Source organism: Streptomyces sp. ICC4 (assembly GCF_003287915.1).
GTDB classification, from domain to species: Bacteria; Actinomycetota; Actinomycetes; order Streptomycetales; family Streptomycetaceae; genus Streptomyces; species Streptomyces tritrimontium.
The window spans coordinates 3,052,411-3,068,494 of the sequence record NZ_CP030286.1 but is presented as its reverse complement, the minus strand read 5'-3'; the positions used below and the strand labels follow the sequence as shown (position 1 = coordinate 3,068,494).

The 16,084-nt window shown below is 72.4% G+C and carries 20 protein-coding genes and 1 pseudogene; 6 read left to right on the top strand and 15 right to left on the bottom strand.

Annotated elements, in window-relative coordinates:
• Positions 1-13: 13 nt before the first annotated feature.
• The gene (locus tag DRB89_RS14315; protein WP_112448834.1) at positions 14-1,162 is read right to left on the bottom strand and encodes a helix-turn-helix domain-containing protein; all 1,149 of its coding nucleotides are present in this window, start codon (positions 1,160-1,162) and stop codon (positions 14-16) included.
• Positions 1,163-1,345: 183 nt separating this feature from the next.
• Positions 1,346-2,028 (bottom strand): annotated as a pseudogene (locus DRB89_RS14310) (AMP-binding protein); the annotation flags it as partial.
• 177 nt (positions 2,029-2,205) lie between these two features.
• Here DRB89_RS14310 and DRB89_RS42895 point away from each other — a divergent pair.
• The 3 genes from DRB89_RS42895 (at position 2,206) to DRB89_RS43725 (ending at position 3,380) form a co-directional block, all read left to right on the top strand.
• The gene (locus tag DRB89_RS42895) at positions 2,206-2,601 is read left to right on the top strand and encodes a hypothetical protein (protein ID WP_162688577.1); all 396 of its coding nucleotides are present in this window, start codon (positions 2,206-2,208) and stop codon (positions 2,599-2,601) included.
• Positions 2,571-2,987 (top strand): helix-turn-helix domain-containing protein, encoded by a 417-nt coding sequence (locus DRB89_RS42890; protein ID WP_162688576.1) that lies wholly within the window; start codon positions 2,571-2,573, stop codon positions 2,985-2,987. The genes DRB89_RS42895 and DRB89_RS42890 overlap by 31 nt, the downstream gene beginning before the upstream one ends.
• 210 nt (positions 2,988-3,197) lie before the next feature.
• The gene (locus DRB89_RS43725; RefSeq protein WP_204357723.1) at positions 3,198-3,380 is read left to right on the top strand and encodes a hypothetical protein; all 183 of its coding nucleotides are present in this window, start codon (positions 3,198-3,200) and stop codon (positions 3,378-3,380) included.
• A 47-nt stretch (positions 3,381-3,427) separates the two neighbouring features.
• Here the strand turns inward: DRB89_RS43725 and DRB89_RS14300 are convergent, their stop codons facing one another.
• Entirely contained in the window at positions 3,428-3,841 is a 414-nt protein-coding gene (locus DRB89_RS14300) for a recombinase family protein (RefSeq protein ID WP_239516133.1), read from the bottom strand.
• Between the two features lie 105 nt (positions 3,842-3,946).
• Positions 3,947-5,377 carry an NAD(P)/FAD-dependent oxidoreductase gene (locus DRB89_RS14295; protein ID WP_112448832.1) on the bottom strand — a complete coding sequence of 477 codons (1,431 nt, stop codon included), beginning with the start codon at positions 5,375-5,377 and terminating at the stop codon, positions 3,947-3,949.
• A gap of 302 nt (positions 5,378-5,679) precedes the next feature.
• Between DRB89_RS14295 and DRB89_RS14290 the strand changes: the two genes are divergently transcribed.
• The 3 genes from DRB89_RS14290 to DRB89_RS14280 all read left to right on the top strand — a co-directional run bounded on the left by DRB89_RS14290 (position 5,680) and on the right by DRB89_RS14280 (position 7,076).
• On the top strand, positions 5,680-6,036 hold the full coding sequence (locus DRB89_RS14290) for a hypothetical protein (protein WP_112448831.1): 357 nt from the start codon (positions 5,680-5,682) through the stop codon (positions 6,034-6,036).
• 381 nt (positions 6,037-6,417) lie between these two features.
• Positions 6,418-6,588 carry a hypothetical protein gene (locus tag DRB89_RS42885; protein ID WP_162688575.1) on the top strand — a complete coding sequence of 57 codons (171 nt, stop codon included), beginning with the start codon at positions 6,418-6,420 and terminating at the stop codon, positions 6,586-6,588.
• A complete protein-coding gene (locus DRB89_RS14280) occupies positions 6,585-7,076 on the top strand; it encodes a hypothetical protein (protein ID WP_112448829.1) in 492 nt (163 codons plus the stop codon). Before DRB89_RS42885 ends, DRB89_RS14280 begins: the two co-directional genes overlap by 4 nt.
• Before the next feature lie 75 nt (positions 7,077-7,151).
• Here the strand turns inward: DRB89_RS14280 and DRB89_RS14275 are convergent, their stop codons facing one another.
• The 11 genes from DRB89_RS14275 to DRB89_RS14225 all read right to left on the bottom strand — a co-directional run bounded on the left by DRB89_RS14275 (position 7,152) and on the right by DRB89_RS14225 (position 15,954).
• Positions 7,152-7,457, bottom strand: a complete 306-nt coding sequence (locus DRB89_RS14275) for a hypothetical protein (RefSeq protein ID WP_112453416.1) — start codon at positions 7,455-7,457, stop codon at positions 7,152-7,154.
• Positions 7,454-7,921, bottom strand: a complete 468-nt coding sequence (locus tag DRB89_RS14270) for a hypothetical protein (RefSeq protein ID WP_162688574.1) — start codon at positions 7,919-7,921, stop codon at positions 7,454-7,456. Before DRB89_RS14270 ends, DRB89_RS14275 begins: the two co-directional genes overlap by 4 nt.
• Before the next feature lie 242 nt (positions 7,922-8,163).
• Positions 8,164-8,355 (bottom strand): hypothetical protein, encoded by a 192-nt coding sequence (locus tag DRB89_RS42880; protein ID WP_162688573.1) that lies wholly within the window; start codon positions 8,353-8,355, stop codon positions 8,164-8,166.
• Positions 8,356-8,441: 86 nt separating this feature from the next.
• Positions 8,442-9,284: a helix-turn-helix transcriptional regulator gene (locus DRB89_RS14265; RefSeq protein WP_112448827.1), complete on the bottom strand. Its 843-nt coding sequence runs from the start codon at positions 9,282-9,284 to the stop codon at positions 8,442-8,444.
• Positions 9,281-9,814, bottom strand: a complete 534-nt coding sequence (locus tag DRB89_RS14260) for a DUF6879 family protein (protein ID WP_204357721.1) — start codon at positions 9,812-9,814, stop codon at positions 9,281-9,283. The genes DRB89_RS14265 and DRB89_RS14260 overlap by 4 nt, the downstream gene beginning before the upstream one ends.
• A 2-nt stretch (positions 9,815-9,816) precedes the next feature.
• Entirely contained in the window at positions 9,817-10,020 is a 204-nt protein-coding gene (locus DRB89_RS14255) for a hypothetical protein (protein WP_112448826.1), read from the bottom strand.
• A gap of 126 nt (positions 10,021-10,146) precedes the next feature.
• The gene (locus DRB89_RS14250) at positions 10,147-10,683 is read right to left on the bottom strand and encodes a hypothetical protein (protein ID WP_162688572.1); all 537 of its coding nucleotides are present in this window, start codon (positions 10,681-10,683) and stop codon (positions 10,147-10,149) included.
• Between the two features lie 444 nt (positions 10,684-11,127).
• Positions 11,128-11,559: a thioredoxin family protein gene (locus DRB89_RS14240; protein ID WP_239516132.1), complete on the bottom strand. Its 432-nt coding sequence runs from the start codon at positions 11,557-11,559 to the stop codon at positions 11,128-11,130.
• A 108-nt stretch (positions 11,560-11,667) separates the two neighbouring features.
• Entirely contained in the window at positions 11,668-13,107 is a 1,440-nt protein-coding gene (locus DRB89_RS14235; RefSeq protein ID WP_112448824.1) for an aldehyde dehydrogenase family protein, read from the bottom strand.
• A gap of 200 nt (positions 13,108-13,307) precedes the next feature.
• Positions 13,308-14,507, bottom strand: a complete 1,200-nt coding sequence (locus DRB89_RS14230; RefSeq protein WP_112448823.1) for a thiolase family protein — start codon at positions 14,505-14,507, stop codon at positions 13,308-13,310.
• A 370-nt stretch (positions 14,508-14,877) separates the two neighbouring features.
• Positions 14,878-15,954 carry a LacI family DNA-binding transcriptional regulator gene (locus DRB89_RS14225; RefSeq protein ID WP_112448822.1) on the bottom strand — a complete coding sequence of 359 codons (1,077 nt, stop codon included), beginning with the start codon at positions 15,952-15,954 and terminating at the stop codon, positions 14,878-14,880.
• Between the last annotated feature and the right edge of the window lie 130 nt (positions 15,955-16,084).

Below are 16,084 nucleotides of genomic sequence, written 5' to 3'. Positions count from 1 at the left end.
CCGCTGACGGGTGTCATCCTGCGATGCCACGGTGATCCGCGGGCCCGGCCAGGTCCCTGGCGACGAGCGCTGCCTGGATCAGCCGGGCCTGTGCGGGAACCGCGAGGTCGAGGCCGGTCAGCGTGCTCACTCGCTGCAACCGGTAGTCCAGGGTGTTGCGGTGCACGCACAGATCCGACGCCGTCCGGCGGCGGTTGAGCCCGTGCTCCACGAACACGCGCAGCGTCTCGAGCAGGAAGGGATGCTCCGCCAAGGGGTCGAGCTTGGCCGCCAGCCGTACGAGGCCGTCCCCGGGGCGCGCGATCTGGTGCTCCAGCAGCACGTCGTCGAGGCGGTAGCACCCGGGCGGGCGTCCCAGGCGCTGTACGAGATCCAGTACGCGGCCGGCCTCCTGCGCCGCCGCCGAGACGGCGGCCGGGACGGAGGAGCGGGCGGCGGCGGCGCGCACGCTCTGCCCCACGTCCTTCTCCAGCCGGGCCACCAGGCCGGGCACGTCGGGGCTGCCCGGCAGCAGGGCGATCCAGGAGACGTGGTCCATCAGCACGGGGATCCCGGTGAAGGCGTCGAGCGAGGACTGCACCAGTCGCGTCGGCGGGTCGGACTCGAACGCGAAGGCGACCACCTCGTGCTCGCCCACCACGGACACCCGTGCCACGTCGGCCAGCTCCTCGTACGGACGTCCCGCCAGCAGGGCGCCGAGCAGGGCCCGGCGTACCCGCTTGTCCTCGCTGTGGAGGTCCTCCTGGGCGTTCTGGTGGGCGAGGACGACCGCGGGCAGCGCGGCGTGCAGGCAGGCGAGGAGCCTGCCGCCCGCTCCGGCCAGCTCTCCGGGCTCCGCGATCTCGGTCAGCGTCTGCCACCACACCTCGGCGCCGATCAGGTACGCGGTGATCACCGCTTCGAGGGGGACGCGCTCCTCGGCCCGGCGCGCCGACCACTCGATGAGCCGGGTCAGGTCGCCCGGACCCATCGGACCCCCGCCCCCGTCACGCAGGGCCCTGAGCAGCAGCGCGTGCACCGCCGCGATGGACCGCGCGACCTCGCCCTGGAGGGTGGCGCGGGGCAGCGCCCCGTAGAACGGCGCCTCGGCCGCGCAGCGCGCGACCACGACGGCGGTGAGGTCACCGACGCGTGCGGCCATCCGGGCGTGCAGGTCCGACATCGGCGCATCGTCACACCGCCCCGGCCGTGCCGTCAATCGCGGCTCCCGGTCCGGCGACGGGGGCCGTGCGCGCGGCGTGTCCCCGAACCGCTCCCGGACGGCGTCTGCCGGGCCTTGCCCGCGCACGGCCGCGGCCCGCTGCTCCCTCATGCCCGGGCCTTGCCCACGCGGTGGCGCCCGCACTCATGCGCGGGCTTCTCGCAGCTCGCGCTTGAGCACCTTGCCGCTGGGGCCCAGGGGCAGCTCGGGGAGGAAGCGTACGATCCGCGGGTACTTGTGCCGGCCCAGGCGCTCCCGGCTCCAGGCCACGAGCTCGCCCTCGGTGACTTCGTGGCGCAGCACCACCACGGCGCAGACCTCCTCGCCCCGGGCCGGATCGGGCAGACCTATGACGGCGACCTCGGCGACGGCGGGGTGGCGGGGTGGCGGGCGAGCACCTCCTCGACCTCGCGGGGGTAGACGTTGTAGCCGCCCCGGATGATGAGGTCCTTCTTGCGGTCGACGATGGTGAGGAAGCCGTCCTCGTCGCGCACGCCCAGGTCGCCGGTGCGGAACCAGCCGTCGATCAGGACCGCGGCGCTCGCCTCGGGGTCGTCGAGGTAGCCGGCGAAGACGTTGTGCCCGCGGATGACCACCTCGCCGACCTCACCGTCCGGCAGGAGCGCTATCTGCTGCTCCCGCTCGGGGTCGGTGATCGCGGCCTCGGCGCCCCACACGGGGTGGCCGACGGTCCCGGGACGGCGGCCGGTGGCGTGCTGGTTGAAGGTGGCGGCCGGGGAGGTCTCGGTCAGCCCGTAGCCCTCCAGGATCTCGGTGCCGAAGGCCGCCTCGAAGCGCTCCAGCAGGGCGACCGGGAGCGCCGCGCCGACGGTGCATATGCCTAACCTGCTGCCATGAACGACGAGGAGCGGGCGCTGCGTCGGCAGCTTGCGACAGCTCTGCTCGCGGACATCGGCCCCCTCACCGATGCCCTGACCGCCGACATCCGCGCGCACAGCCCCTTCTACGCGTCCGGCCGGACCGTCTCCCATGCGGATCTGCGGGTGACCTGCCGCCGCAACGTGGAACTGGCGCTCAACGATTTCGGCGAGTTGCCGTCCAGCGGCCGCCACATCGAGGCCGCTGCCACCGAGACCGGACGGCTGCGCGCCGAGCAGGGCGTCCCGCTGGCCACCGTGCTCCAGGCGTTCCGACGCGGCGGCCGGGTCATCTGGCAGGCGCTGGCGGACCGGATGGGCGACCGGCCACCGGCACAGCAGCAGATGCTCGGCGACATCGCCGGCGCCCTGTGGGAGACCATCGACCGGTTCTCGTCCGCCATGGCCGACGCGTACGGGCTCACCACCGTGGAGCTGCAGCACCGGAAGGACTCCCGGCGCGGATCCTTCGGGGGGCGGTGCGCTGTGCCGTGGGGATTTCGCCGCCGTTCGATCAGCTGACCGCGGCCGACCGGGGGCTGCGGCTGGCGGGGCGTGCGCTCGCGACCCTCCCGCCGGGCACCGGACAGGTCGCGGCGCTCGACGACCGGCTGGTGCACGCCGTGCTCTGCGCCGACCCGGAGATCGCTCAACGAACGGTGGGGCGCTATCTCGGGGGTGTGCTGCGCAGCGGTTCCGAGCGGGCGGTGCTGCTGGAGACGCTGCGCGTCTGGCTCGACGAGGGCTGCTCGGCCTCCCGCACCGCCGAGCGGCTCTACTGCCACCGCAATACGGTGCGAGGCCGCATCGGACGCATCGCCGAACTGACCGGCTGGTCGGCGGAATCCGGCGAGGCCCGGCTGGACTGGGCGCTCGCGCTGCGGGCACCGGGAGGAGCAACGTCCTGAGCTCGTACGGGAGGTGCCTTCGTGCCGGCTCTCGACCTCGGCCCTTCCCCGGCGGCACACGTCCCCGCGGGCCGGTCCGCCCCGACCGGATCAGTTCGTCGGCTGAGCCGGCCTCCCGGCCTCCCGGCCTCCCGGCCTGAGTACGAACGATCGGGCAACTGAGTACGAGACCCCGGGCACTTACGGCACCCGGAGCGGTTCAATGGATCCATGGTCGATACGAACAGCGCGCAGACGCAGGCTTCGTCGGCACGGCGCACGAGGCCGTGCCAGTGGTGCGGGCGCCCCGTACCGCAGCGCTTCCTGCTGATGCCCAAGCTCCACTGCAACAGGAACCACTGGCTGAACGACGTGCGCGACAATTTCTGGCGCAAGCTGTTCGAGCACGGCTGAGCGCCCGCCCACGGCACTGCGAGCACCCCGCCATCCAGCAGGACTCCTCACGCCCCTTCGCGACAGCCTCGCCGCCTCGGACGATGCCGTGACGTTGTCCACGCGTACGAACTCGTATCCGTAGACATGGTGAGGCGACTCTCATCGTTCGTGTCCGAGAGGTCCCAGGGCCCGTCGTGCCCGTAGGTGACCAGTCGCTTGCCCGTGTCCCGCATCATGTAGCCGGTGTTCAGGCAGTCGACGAGGTTGCGGCCGAGGCGGTCCACCGCGGCGCCGGCGATGCTGCTGTACGGACCTCGCTCGCCTCGTAGCCAAGGCCCGAGCTTCGGGCGCGTCATGGGGTCGGTGGCCCCGGACACCTCCCAGTCGTCGGCCCAGGCGATCTCGTGCCCACCCACTGACGACACGGCCGCGAGGACGTTGGCGCGTTGACGCTCCGGGGAGCTGGTGGTGGCGGACATCTGCGAGAGGCGGCGGACGCCGACGAAGCATCGCCCACATCCGCCGTCAGCACGTTCGGTCACATGTTCCGACATGCCATGCACGCAGACCTCCGCCGTTTGTCCTTAACCGCGATACGTCTCCAGCAGCCTGAGCCAGATCTCGCTGATCGTCGGGAACGCCGGAACCGCGTGCCACAGGCGGTCGATCGGCACCTGCGCCGCGACCGCGATGGTCGCGGCGTGCAACAGCTCGGCCGCACCCGGCCCGACGAAGGTGACGCCGAGCAGGATCTCGCGGTCCAGGTCCACCACCATGCGGGCCCGGCCCCGGTAGCCGTCGGCGTACAGGCCCGCGCCGGAGACCTTGCCGAGGTCGTGGTCGACGGCGCGGACCCGGTGGCCCGCCCGCTCGGCCTCCGCCAGGGTCAGGCCCACCGACGCCGCCTCCGGGTCGGTGAAGACCGCCTGCGGGAGGGCCTGCGTATCGGCGGTGGCCGCGTACGCGCCCCAAGGGGCGGTGTCGAGCCGCGTGCCGCCCGCCGCGCGGGCGGCGATGGCGGCGCCCGCGATCCGGGCCTGGTACTTGCCCTGGTGGGTCAGGAGCGCCCGGTGGTTGACGTCGCCGACGGCGTACAGCCAGTCGATCCCCGGGACCCGGCAGCCGTCGTCCACCGCGATCCAGCCGCCCGGCGCGAGGCCGACGGTGTCCAGCCCGATGTCCTCGGTGCGCGGCGCACGGCCCGTCGCCACCAGCAGTTCGTCGCCCTCCAGCGTCTCGCCGCCTTCGAGCACCACGCGCACGGGCCCGGTCGAGCCGTCCCGTACGACGGACTCGACGGCCACCCCGGTACGGACCACCGCGCCGGCCTCGCGCAGCGCCTCCGCGACCAGCTCCCCGGCGAACGGCTCCATGCGCGGCAGCAGCCCCGAGCCCCGTACGAGCACGGTGACCTGCGAGCCGAGCGCCTGCCAGGCGGTGGCCATCTCGGCCGCCACCACCGAGCCCCCGATGATCAGCAGCCGCCCGGGCGCCGCCTGCGCGGACGTGGCCTCGCGGCTGGTCCACGGGCGGGCCTCGGCGAGGCCCGGCACATCCGGGACCACGGCCCGCGTGCCGGTGGCGACGACCACGGCGTGCCGGGCGGAGAGCACGTGGTGCTCCCCCTCGGGGCTGGTGACGGCGACCTTGCGGACCCCGTAGAGCCGCCCGTGGCCCCGGTACACGTGGGCGCCGACCGACTCCAGCCAGTCGATCTGGCCGTCGTCCTTCCAGCTGCCGGTCCAGTAGTCGCGGTGCGCGAACACCGCCTGCGCGTCCAGCGGGCCGGCCACGGCCGCCGCGAGCCCGGGCACGCGCCGCGCGTCGGCCCGCGCCAGCGCCGGGCGCAGCAGCGCCTTGCTGGGCACGCAGGCCCAGTACGAGCACTCGCCGCCCACCAGCTCGCTCTCGACCAGGGCCGTGCTGAGCCCGGCGGCGCGGGTCCGGTCCACGATGTTCTCGCCGGCCGGTCCCCCGCCGAGCACCACTACGTCGTACTCCACCGCATCCGACATAGACACCTTCCAAGGGTTCCAAGAGGTCCACCAGGACCCGCAGGAATCCCGGTCAGGGGCTCATATCCCGTCACCATACGTGTGGTCTGTGAGACATGCGTGAGATGCGGGCGGGCCCGGCGTGGTGCAGTAACACCCAGCCAGGGCAGTAATCCACAAGCCTTCTGATCAAGGAGTCCAGAAACGATGCGCGACGCTCCACCCGAGCCTGACGCAGACACCCGGGCGAGGCTCTGTGCCGCCGTGCACCTGGAGACCGCCCCGCGGGATCTGCTGGCCGCCCTCGACAAGGCGGCCGGCCGATGAGCGGGGCCCGCACCGTCGAGGTGCTCACGCTGGACCGCGGTCCGGTCGCCCTTCCCGAGCCCTCCTGGTGCGCCGGCCACACCGACGAGGTGCCCGGGCACCAGGTCGACTTCCACCACTCGCGGCCCTTGGACGTCCCCCAGGGCCTGGTGGACCTGGACGCCGAGCTCGTCGAGTTCCCGTTCGGCCGGCGCCCCGTAGCGCTCAGCGTATATGTCGAGATCGTCGCGCCCGGAGCGACGCTGGACCCGGACGGCCTGCGGGAGTTCGCCGCGGACCTGACCGCGCGGGCAGCGCTGCTCGTCGAGTTCGCCGACCGGCTGGCCACACTCCGCGCCGGGGGTGATTGGTGAGTGCTCCGCCGAAGGTGCCGCAGCCCGGCAAGAGCCTCTCGTCCGTGTCGACGACATCCTGTCCGACGACCTCGCCATCGTCATGGGGACCGGTACGACGGCGTCCGACGCGATCCGGTACGCGGTGGCGTTCCTCGCTCACGGCTACGCATGGGTGTGGGAGTCCGGGCTCTACCCGGACGGCGTCCCACCTCGGCGTATGGCGGTGCGAGTGCCCTCGTATGACGGCGATCCGCCAGCCCTGACCCCGCGTGTGACGGACAGCCCGGGCGCGGCGTAGCCGTGTTCTCCGCTGCGGCAACGGGGATGAGTGATCCGCTCCATTACGGGCGCCGCACTGCCAAACTGGGGCCACCTCCCTACCCGAGAGATGAGAGAGCGATGGCCGAGCAAACGTCCGGCAGCAGCAACGGCCAGGGGGCCAGCCAGGAGCCGACACCAGCGACCCCCGCGACCACTTCGACTGGCGCCGACGACTACCCCGTACTCGTCCTCAAGAGCATCACTGCGGGCGCGGGCAAGGACCCGAAGCGCAAGAAGAGCGGGCGGTGAGTGCGGGTGATGTGGCTGCCGAGTTCATCGACAATCAGCTGGCCTACCTGCGAGAGCGCCGGGCGAGCATCGAGACTCGCGCGATCTCGCTGATCACGATTGCCGCGCTTCCCGCACCCATTGCCGCGGCGTTCGTCACCCTCACCGCCCCAGGAAAGGCGATCAAGGGCCCTGCCCTCGCTGGCGCCGTCGTCGCAGTAGCCGCCCTCGCGATGGCGGCGGTATGCGGTGTGAAGGCGATGGCCCCCCGGAAGACCTCAGACCTCGTTGACACCACGGTGCTTCGCCGTCTGATTTCCGCTGATCTCTGGGACAGGCCGCCAGAAAACGCGCGGAGAGCCATTGCGGTTGCTCAGTTGGAGATGACTGACGCTACCGAGAAGGTGGTCAGCCGTAAGGGGACTTGGCTGCGCGGCGGCTTCGCCTTGGCAGTGCTCGGCCTGTTGGTGCTGGCCGTAACCGTGCTCCTTGTCACCCGAGGGCCGTGATCTGGTTCTGCAACAAGGCGCACAAGGGCCCCCGATGCGTGCGGATCGCATCGGGGGTCCGCTCATGGGGCGGTTCTACACCGGCGGGCGGCCGGGGGTCGGGGTGGGCGACGGCAGCGGCGGACCGGGATCCGGCGGGAGCTGCGGGCCGCCGGGGGCGCCGTGCTTGCCCATCTTCAGGCGCCGCGTCGGCAGGCCGTAGATGCCCAGCGGCGGGAACATGTCCACGCGCGGCGCGTAGCCGGCCTCCGCACAGGGGATGCACAGTAGGTCCCGGCCGTGGGTGTGGTTCGCGGCCCGGGCGGTCTCGACCGGCTCGCGCCAGCATGCCTCGCAGGTGGTGACGTCCGTCGCGGACGTGTGGAACTCGGTCGTGATCACGTCCACATCTCCTTGTCCTCGGTGAAGCCGGCCCGACGGATCGCGTCGACGGTCCGCTGCAGCCAGCCGGGCGCGATCGACGCGACGCCGTCGACGGCGGGGTAGTGGTGCACGAAGACACCGAGGCGCGCGCTGAGCGCGTGGTGGATCTCGGTGTTCACGAGGAGCGCGTGGAAGCCCTCGTCGACGATCGGGGACGGCACGAGGCGCTCGTCGCTCTGGGCGGCCGCGGCCACGAACTTGAGGGTTTCCACGATGACCTGCTCGGCGTTCACCCAGCGGATGTCCGGCTGACTTCGCGTGAGCGTCGCGGTGACGGTCATGAGCTCGTCGGCGTCGAGGAGGCTGCGGGCGTCGCGTTCACCGGGCGCGGCGGTGAGGACGTTGCCGGCCACCGCAGGCGTCGGGGTGGTTCCCTTGCCAGCACTGCACGGCGGCGGGGGTGTCGGGGTCGGACTGGACATGCGTCTCCCAGGAGTCGGAGTGCAGGGTCAGCGGGCTTTCGTGCAGCCCTCGTTGTGGACGAGGGCGCCACCCTCAGGGCCGCCGAGCGGCAGGGGCTTCGCATCGCATTCAGGGCACCGGGCTGGAGCGGTCCACCGGCCTGCGGGGTACGTGGGCGGGCTGGTCGCGCTGGATTCCATAGGGGTGCTCCCTGCCGTCGTCAGCGGGACGTCTTGGTAGCGGGTGACCACTGCGGTGGGGGTCACGGCTGGGCCGCGCGTACGGTCAGCCCGCGCTGCTCACGGCAGGGCGCACACGCATACATCAGGACCGGGGGTCCGGAGGAGCGGGCGCCGAAGCTGATCGGCTGCGCGGTCTGGGAGGAACCGATGTGCCAGTGGCACCAGTTCACGGGGCTGGTCTCGGCGCCCGTGGCGCCCCCTTGTGTCGCCATGACCAGCACCGTAGGAAGCCACAGGAGGGCCCGTCTGGCCGATTGCGGCGGATTGCGCGGACGCCAGGAGCGTTGGCGCTGGTTGCTCACACAGGTGCGAGTAGGTGCCGCGCTCGGGCGATCAGCCGGTGAGCCTGAGGCCCGTACGCGGCGGCCTCGTTAAGTCCGTCCCACACCCGCCCATACAGGGCGAGGTCGTCGGGAGAGTCGAAGGACAGCTCGGTGTTGATGGTCTCGACGATCACGCGTTCCTCGTCGAAGATCCAGAACCCGTGCTTGGGGGTCAGCTCCAGGGGAGCACCGAGGGGGACGATGCCGAGCTCCACTGTGCTCATGCCGATCAACCCGACGAGGCGGTCGAGTTGGCCCGCCATGGTCTCACGCGGGCACACCAGCGCGTGGAGAGCTCCCTCCCACACCAGGACCCGGAACAGCTTCCCCGCCTCGTACAGCACCTCCTGGCGGCGCATGCGAGCGGCAACGGCGGCCTCAGTGTCGCGCGGGGACTGCATCAGCAGGGCGTTCTTCGCGAACAGGTGCCGCGCGTAGTCGGGGGTCTGGAACAGACCCGGGATCACAGTGGCTTCGTAGCCACGCATCGTCGCGGTCTGCTGGTACTCGACGACGTACCGGTCCTGCACGGGCCTGTTGCCCGCGGCGAGCTGGCGGCGCCATGACCGCTGCTGGGACTCCAGGCCCCGGAGGCGGCTCGTCAGGTCACCAGCCTGCTCGGGCGCCCCGGCGGCGGCCGCCCATGCGGCGAGGTCGTCGGCGGTGGCGGTCTGCTTGCCGTTCTCCAGTCGGGACACCTTCGAGCGCTGCCAGCCGAGGAGGCTGGCGAAGTCCTTGCCATTCGCGCCAGCCTCGGCGCGCAGCTCCCGAAGGCGCGCACCGAGAGCCACCCTGGCGCTCTGAAAGTCCGTACTCACACCGACGAACGTACCTGCGCCCACACCTCGACAGTAGGGACGGCGACGGGCCAGGCACGGTCACGGGCCCGGCACGCGGCCAGCACCTCGGTGGGGTCGTCAATGACCTCGACGCCGGTCGTGACGTCGTCCTCGTCGATGTGCAGGCGCACCAGGGTCCGGGAGTCGAACAGCCACAGGTCGTAATCGGGCAGCTCGAGCCGGACGGCCTCCGCCCGGGGCAGTACCCGGATGTCCTCGCCTGCGGGCTCGTTCGCAGCGGCGGCCATGAGGAACCGCTGGCCGTCGGTGGGCGGCTCGTCGATGACCCGGACGCGGGAGAATCGCGCTCCCTGCTCGGCCTTCTCCCGAACGTTCACGTTCCAAGGATGCTCGGGCTGCGGCTCGGGTTCGATGCCGCGCATGAACGCCTGGAAGCGGGCGCCGGCGCGGTCGGTGGCGTACCCCCTCCGGGTCTCCAGCCGGAACGCGGTGTGCTGGAACTCGGCGAACAGGTGAGTGATGTACTCGAAGGGAACCAGGGCGGGCACCTTCACTCCTTCGGGGCGAAGCGGGTCAGGAGGTCGCGCGGGATGACGACGAACGTCTCGTGCTCGCCGACGTCGCGCAGCTGTGCGAGGTGCTCGGGGTCGGTGAGGCTGTCGCCCTGGACGACGATGTCGCCGGTCTCGACGACCTCGTACAGCGTCGGGCAGTTTCCGTACTCGGACGTGGTGCCGATGAACCGCAGGGTCATGGCTCGCTCCGTTCTGGTCGGGGCTTCAGGATGCTGGCCGTGCCGGGCAACGGGGGCAGATTGCGGGAGATTGCTTCTCCGCCAGGCCCAGGGCCGGATTGCCGGCAATCGGCACACGCGGCCCTCTCACGCGCCTGGTGGGATGCGCAGGCGAACCGGCTCGTCCTGGCCTTGCCACACGAATTCGAGAAACGCTGGCATGGACGTGCCGAAGGCGGTGTGCAGACGAATCTCGTATACCGCCCCCGCTGCCAGCTGCATCCCATCAATCAGCTCTTGCGGTGCGTTGGAGAGCGAGGTCAGAAGCCTCAAGTCATCGGCCGCGCCAGTACCTGCATTGACTAGGTGAAAGAGGGTCCGGTGGTGGTGATGGAGCTCCAGCCGCGGGCGAGGCCGACGAGCCTCCTCCTCAGCTGTGCGCCGAGCTGAGGCTTCCTCGTGTTGCAGCGTCAGGGCCTCCTCTGCCGCTGCGGCCGAGCGGACAGCTCCATCCGCCGACTTCCGAGCCTCGGTCAGGGAGGCCTCCGCAGCGTCGGCCGCTCGCACTGTCGCCTCCGCCGACTTCTTGCTGTCTCCGCGCGCCTTCAGGCTGACGAATGCCGCAGCGCCTGCCAACGCGAACGCGGCCCAAGAGGCCGCGTCTCCCCACTCTGGTCCGCTCATGGCGTGACAATAGGGCAGCAACCGCCCACGAGCTAGAGATCAGCAGAACGCCCGGCCCCTCCCGCAGTGGGGCCGTGCGTACGAGCTCATGGCCGTGCTAGGCCTCCGGCGGGTCCGCCTGCAAGCCGCGCGGCGCTGGTGCCTGACGTTCCTCGCGGTGAACGGGGTCCCGGACACGATCCTTGCCGCATGGGCCGGCCACACGAACGCGAACTTCACCAAGCGTGCCTACGTACATCCGACAGCCACCGACATGCGCGCGGCGGTCGTCCACCTGAACGGACTCCTGGGGGTCGCAAGCAACGCCTCCGACCCCCAGTGTGAGATTTCCGCTCTCCAGCGGATCAACAAACAGCCCCTGATCTGCGAAGCAGTCGGACGTGGTAGAACACCGCATCAGTCATACGGGCCAGTCTCACCTCAGGGCGGGGGCCCGTCACGCACTCAGGCTCCCGGCGTGCCGGGCTCCCGGTCCGCGGCGTCGGCGGCGCCCTCGGAGCCGTCGACCGCCGCGCCGTTCTTCTCCGCGGCGATCTTCGCGCGGACCTCCTCCATGTCCAGGGCGCGGGCCTGCGCGATGAGGTCCGTCAGGGCCGCCTCGGGCAGGGCGCCGGGCTGGGAGAAGATCGCCACCTGGTCCCGGACGATCATCAGGGTGGGGATCGAGCTGATCTGGAAGGCGCCGGCGAGCTCCTGCTGCGCCTCGGTGTCCACCTTGGCGAAGACCAGGTCGGGGTTGGCCTCGGCGGCCTTCTCGTAGACCGGGGCGAACTGCAGGCAGGGGCGGCACCAGCCCGCCCAGAAGTCGATCAGGACGAAGGGGTTCTCGCTCACCGTCCGGTCGAAGTTCTCCTTGGTCAGTTCGACAGTAGCCACGGTTATCCAGTCCTCCTGAGTGGTGTATCGCTTCCGTCCGGTGAACGAACGGCCGCCCCGAAGCATTCCTGGGCGCTCCCGGGGATCTGCGCACCCCCGGGAGCCGGTCTAGAAGGGGTGCCCGCCCGGGGTGGTGCGGACCGTGGTCCAGCGCAGCTCCGTGAAGGCGCCGAGGTTGGCCTCGCCCCCGAAGCGGGCGCCGGTGCCGGACGCGCCGACGCCGCCGAAGGGGGCCACCGCCTCGTCGTTCACCGTCTGGTCGTTGACGTGCGCGATCCCGGTCGGGATCCGCCCCGCCAGGTCCAGCCCGCGCCCCGCGTCGCGGGTCACGATGCCGAGGGCGAGCCCGTAGGGGCCGGCCGAGGCCAGCTCCACCGCCTCGTCCTCCGTCGCGAAAGACCGTACGGGCGCCACCGGGCCGAAGACCTCCTCGGTGTAGGCGGGGGTGTCGTCGCCGACGCCCGCCAGCACCGTGGGCCGGTAGAAGAGCTCCCGGTCCGGCCCGCCCGTGACGAGCTTGGCGCCCTGCTCGGTGCTGGCCTCCACCAGGCCCCGTACCCGCTCCAGCTGGGCCCGGTCGATCAGCGGGCCCAGGTGCACCTGCTCGCGGTACGGGTCTCCGACCGCGAGCTCGTCCGCGCGTGCGGCGAGCCGCTCCACGTACTCGTCGTAGAGCGAGGCGTGGACCAGGTGCCGGCCCGCCGTCATGCAGATCTGGCCCTGGTGGAAGAAGGACCCCCAGGAGGCCTGGGCGACGGCCGCTTCCACATCGGCGTCCCGGAGCACGACGAGCGCCGAGTTCCCACCCAACTCCAGGTGGGCGCGCTTGAGGTGACGCCCCGCCAGCTCGCCCACGAGACGGCCGCTCGCGGTGGATCCGGTGAACGACACCACCCTGACCAGCGGGTCGGCGACCACCGCCGCACCCGTCCCGGCGCCGCCGGGCAGGACGTGCAGGAGCCCGGCCGGCAGGCCGGCCGCCGCGAAGACGGCGGCGAGCGCGAGGCCACCGCAGACCGCGGTGCGCCGGTCCGGCTTGAGGAGCACCGCGTTGCCGAGGGCGAGCGCCGGTGCCACCGAGCGGATCGCGAGGATCAGCGGGGCGTTGAAGGGCGCCACCACCCCGACCACGCCGACCGGTTCACGGCGGGTGAAGGACAGCCGCTGCGCCTCGCTGGGCAGCACCTCGCCGGCCGGGCGCGAGGCCAGCGCGGCCGCCTCGTAGCACTCCTGCGCGGCGATGTGCAGCTCGAAGTCGGCCTTGCCGGGGATCGATCCGGACTCCCGCACCAGCCAGTCCCGCAGCTCGGCGGGGTGGGTGGCGAACAGGTCCCCGGCGCGGCGCAGCACGGCGGCCCGCTCCGGATGGGTGGCCCCGGCCCAGTCGCGCTGGGCCGCGTGGGCCCGCACGGCGGCTTCCGCGACATCGGCGGGGGCCGCCAGGTCCAGGGTCGCGAGGATCTGACCGGTGGCGGGTTCGGTGACCGGGGCGGTGCCGCCGGTGAGGGTGGGTCCGTCCTGCCAGAGCGTCGGGTCGAGGAGCGGCATGGCGCGGGGCCTCCGGATGCGGGTGGGCGTGGCGGGGGGTGGCAGCACGCCGCCATCGTTCCATCGCACCGGATCGGAGGCATCAACTTTCTTTGCCCGCACAGCAGTTGCCCGCCGACTCTGACCGGAAACGATCGGCTGCGGCGGGCAACGGACTGCGGCGGAAATGCCGGGTCGCGGCGGGGTCGCGGCGCCCCGGCTCAGCGTTCCAGGACGAGGGCGATGCCCTGACCCACACCGATGCAGAGCGCCGCGACACCGGTACCGGACCCGGCTGCCGCCAGCTGGTGCGCCACCGAACCCGCGAGCCGGGCTCCCGAGGCGCCGAGGGGATGGCCGATGGCGATCGCCCCGCCGCGCGGGTTGACCACCGCCGGGTCCAGCTCCGGCCAGGCGGCCAGACAGCCCAACGCCTGTGCGGCGAAAGCCTCGTTGAGTTCGAAGGCGGCCAGATCCGCGAGGGAGCGGCCCGCCTTGGCGAGGGCGCGTTCGACGGCCTCCACCGGACCCAGGCCGAAGAGCTGGGGCTCGATCCCGGTGACGGCGGACGCGCTGATCCGGGCCAGCGGCTCCCGGCCGGTGGCGGCGAGCCCCTCCTCGTCCGTCAACAGCAGCGCCGCGGCACCGTCGTTGAGCGGCGAGGCGTTCCCGGCGGTCACCGTGCCCGTGCCGTCGGTGCGGAAGGCGGGCTTCAGCCGCGCCAGCGCCTCGGGGGTGGAACCTTCCCTGATGCACTCGTCCCGCAGGAGGGCGACGCCTTCGAACGGGACGACCTCGGAGTCGTAGTGCCCGGCGGCCCAGGCGGCCGCCGCCTTGTGGTGGCTCTCCAGCGCGAAGGCGTCCTGCGCCTCGCGCGTGATGGCGTGCTTGTCGGCGACGAGCTCGGCGCCTTCACCGAGGGAACCGGTCCACTCGGCGGGCATCCGGGGGTTGGTCATCCGCCAGCCGAGGGTGGTGGACCACATCTGCTGGTGGCCCGCCGGGAAGGCGCGCTCCGGCTTCTGGACCACCCAGGGGGCGCGGGACATCGACTCGACCCCGCCCGCGATGGCGACGGAGGCGTCGCCGAGGGCGATCGCGCGGGCCGCCTGGATCACGGCCTCGAGTCCGGATCCGCACAGGCGGTTGACGGTGACCCCCGGCACGGTCACGGGCAGGCCGGCGAGCAGCACCGCCATGCGGGCCACATCGCGGTTGTCCTCGCCCGCGCCGTTGGCGTCGCCGAAGACCACGTCGTCGATGCGGGCCGGATCGAGACCGGGCGTACGGTCCACGAGCGCGCGCACCACGTGGGCGGCCAGGTCGTCGGGGCGGATCCCGGCGAGGGCGCCGCCGAACTTCCCGATCGGGGTGCGGACGGCGTCGACGACGTAGACGTCGCGGACGGTACGGATGCTCATGGGGTCCCTCCTGGACGGGCGGGTGGCGGCGCGGCACGCCGAAGCCGCTGTCCGGCACGGCGCACGCTCCGCCCGCGCCCGGTGGGGCACGCCCGCAGTTTCCGTCCGGCCCTCCCCGCCTGTCAACGCCCGCCGGGCCCCGTCGGCGCGCCGCCGCCGGGGCCGGGCGGGCGGAACGCCCGGGACACCTGGGGCACCCGGGGTACCCGGGGCGCCCGGGGTACCCGGGGCCGCTCAGGTCGCGCGGGACCGCTCAAGTCGTCCGGGGACCGCTCAGGTCATCCGGGATCCGCTCAGGTCGTCCCGAGCCGTTCAGGCCGTCCGGGACCGCTCAGGTCGCGGCGGACCCGCTCAGGCCGTCCGGTACCGCTCAGGTCGACTCGCGCGGCAGCGCCACCGCCGCCATCAGGTCGTACCGCCGGACGACGGCCGCGGGCTCCCGTACCGCGCGGTCCACCAGGCCCGCCAGCCGCTCCCCCGTGGGCATCTCGATCTGCACCGTGCTCAGCCGCGGCCGCAGCAGCCGTCCGATCAGCAGATCGTCCGCGCCGATGACGGCGACGTCGTCCGGCACGCGCAGCCCCTCGTCCTGGAACGCCCGCATCAGCAGCATCGCGTACTCGTCGTTGTACGCGAACGCCGCGTCCAGCCCGAGCGACCCCCACCGCCCCGCCAGCGCCGCCGCCGACTCCTCCGAGTACGCCATCGGCAGGGCCACGACCTCGGCCCCCGCCACCGACCGCGCGCCTTCCAGCCGGGGTGTGGAGAACAGCTCCAGCCCCTCCTCCTCCGGGACGACCACGCCGATCCGGCGCCGGCCCCGCTCCACCAGGTGCGCGGCCGCCCGTGCGCCCACCTCCGCCTGGTCCATGACCAGAGCGTGCGCCCCGGGGACACCGGCCGGCCCCATCGTTATCACCGCGCGCGCCCCGGCCCGCTTGAGCGTGGCGACGTTGTGCGCGGACAGGGTGATCTCGCCCAGGGAGATCACCGCGACCGGCCGCAGCTCCGCCCAGGCGCGCGCGGCCTCGTCCCCGGTCAGGCCGAGGCTGCCGTACTGGACGACCGTGTAGTCGAGGGCGCGCAGCGCCCACTGGAGCTCGTTGAGGAAGTTGCTGTAGAGCGGGCCGATCGGCACGTGCGAGGTCGGCAGCAGCACGATCCGCGTGTGCCCGGCGCGCAGGCTGCGGGCGGCCGCGTGCGGGACGTAGCCGAGCTCCTCGGCGGCCTCCCGGACCTTGCGGCGGGTCGGCTCGCTGATGCGTACCGCTTCCGCGTTGTTCAGGACGTACGAGACCGTCGCGCGCGAGACCCCGGCGAGACGGGCGACATCCGCGCTGGTCGGCACGGGCGGGGGCGGCGCGGCGGCGGAGGGCGCGGCGGTGCCCGGCGCGGCCGGCGGCACGGCGGGTGACGGCGACTTGGGCGGCTTCGATGACTGAGACATTGCCGTGGCATCTTTCCAGACCGGTTGGGCCCAGGGGCTAGCGGATGGCCGGAAACGAATGCTACACAGTGGTTACACGTTTAAGTGACACGTGTAACCAGGCGTCACACCGGCTTCACCGGAGGTGTCT

Bases quoted from the DNA above. Each gene is read 5' to 3' on its own strand.
- DRB89_RS14315 (WP_112448834.1), bottom strand. From the start codon at position 1,162: ATGTCGGACCTGCACGCCCGGATGGCCGCACGCGTCGGTGACCTCACC.
- DRB89_RS43725 (WP_204357723.1), top strand. From the start codon at position 3,198: ATGGTCGATACGAACAGCGCGCAGACGCAGGCTTCGTCGGCACGGCGC.
- DRB89_RS14300 (WP_239516133.1), bottom strand. From the start codon at position 3,841: ATGTCCGCCACCACCAGCTCCCCGGAGCGTCAACGCGCCAACGTCCTC.
- DRB89_RS14295 (WP_112448832.1), bottom strand. From the start codon at position 5,377: ATGTCGGATGCGGTGGAGTACGACGTAGTGGTGCTCGGCGGGGGACCG.
- DRB89_RS14290 (WP_112448831.1), top strand. From the start codon at position 5,680: ATGAGCGGGGCCCGCACCGTCGAGGTGCTCACGCTGGACCGCGGTCCG.
- DRB89_RS42885 (WP_162688575.1), top strand. From the start codon at position 6,418: ATGGCCGAGCAAACGTCCGGCAGCAGCAACGGCCAGGGGGCCAGCCAG.
- DRB89_RS14270 (WP_162688574.1), bottom strand. From the start codon at position 7,921: ATGTCCAGTCCGACCCCGACACCCCCGCCGCCGTGCAGTGCTGGCAAG.
- DRB89_RS42880 (WP_162688573.1), bottom strand. From the start codon at position 8,355: ATGGCGACACAAGGGGGCGCCACGGGCGCCGAGACCAGCCCCGTGAAC.
- DRB89_RS14255 (WP_112448826.1), bottom strand. From the start codon at position 10,020: ATGACCCTGCGGTTCATCGGCACCACGTCCGAGTACGGAAACTGCCCG.
- DRB89_RS14250 (WP_162688572.1), bottom strand. From the start codon at position 10,683: ATGAGCGGACCAGAGTGGGGAGACGCGGCCTCTTGGGCCGCGTTCGCG.
- DRB89_RS14235 (WP_112448824.1), bottom strand. From the start codon at position 13,107: ATGCCGCTCCTCGACCCGACGCTCTGGCAGGACGGACCCACCCTCACC.
- DRB89_RS14230 (WP_112448823.1), bottom strand. From the start codon at position 14,507: ATGAGCATCCGTACCGTCCGCGACGTCTACGTCGTCGACGCCGTCCGC.
- DRB89_RS14225 (WP_112448822.1), bottom strand. From the start codon at position 15,954: ATGTCTCAGTCATCGAAGCCGCCCAAGTCGCCGTCACCCGCCGTGCCG.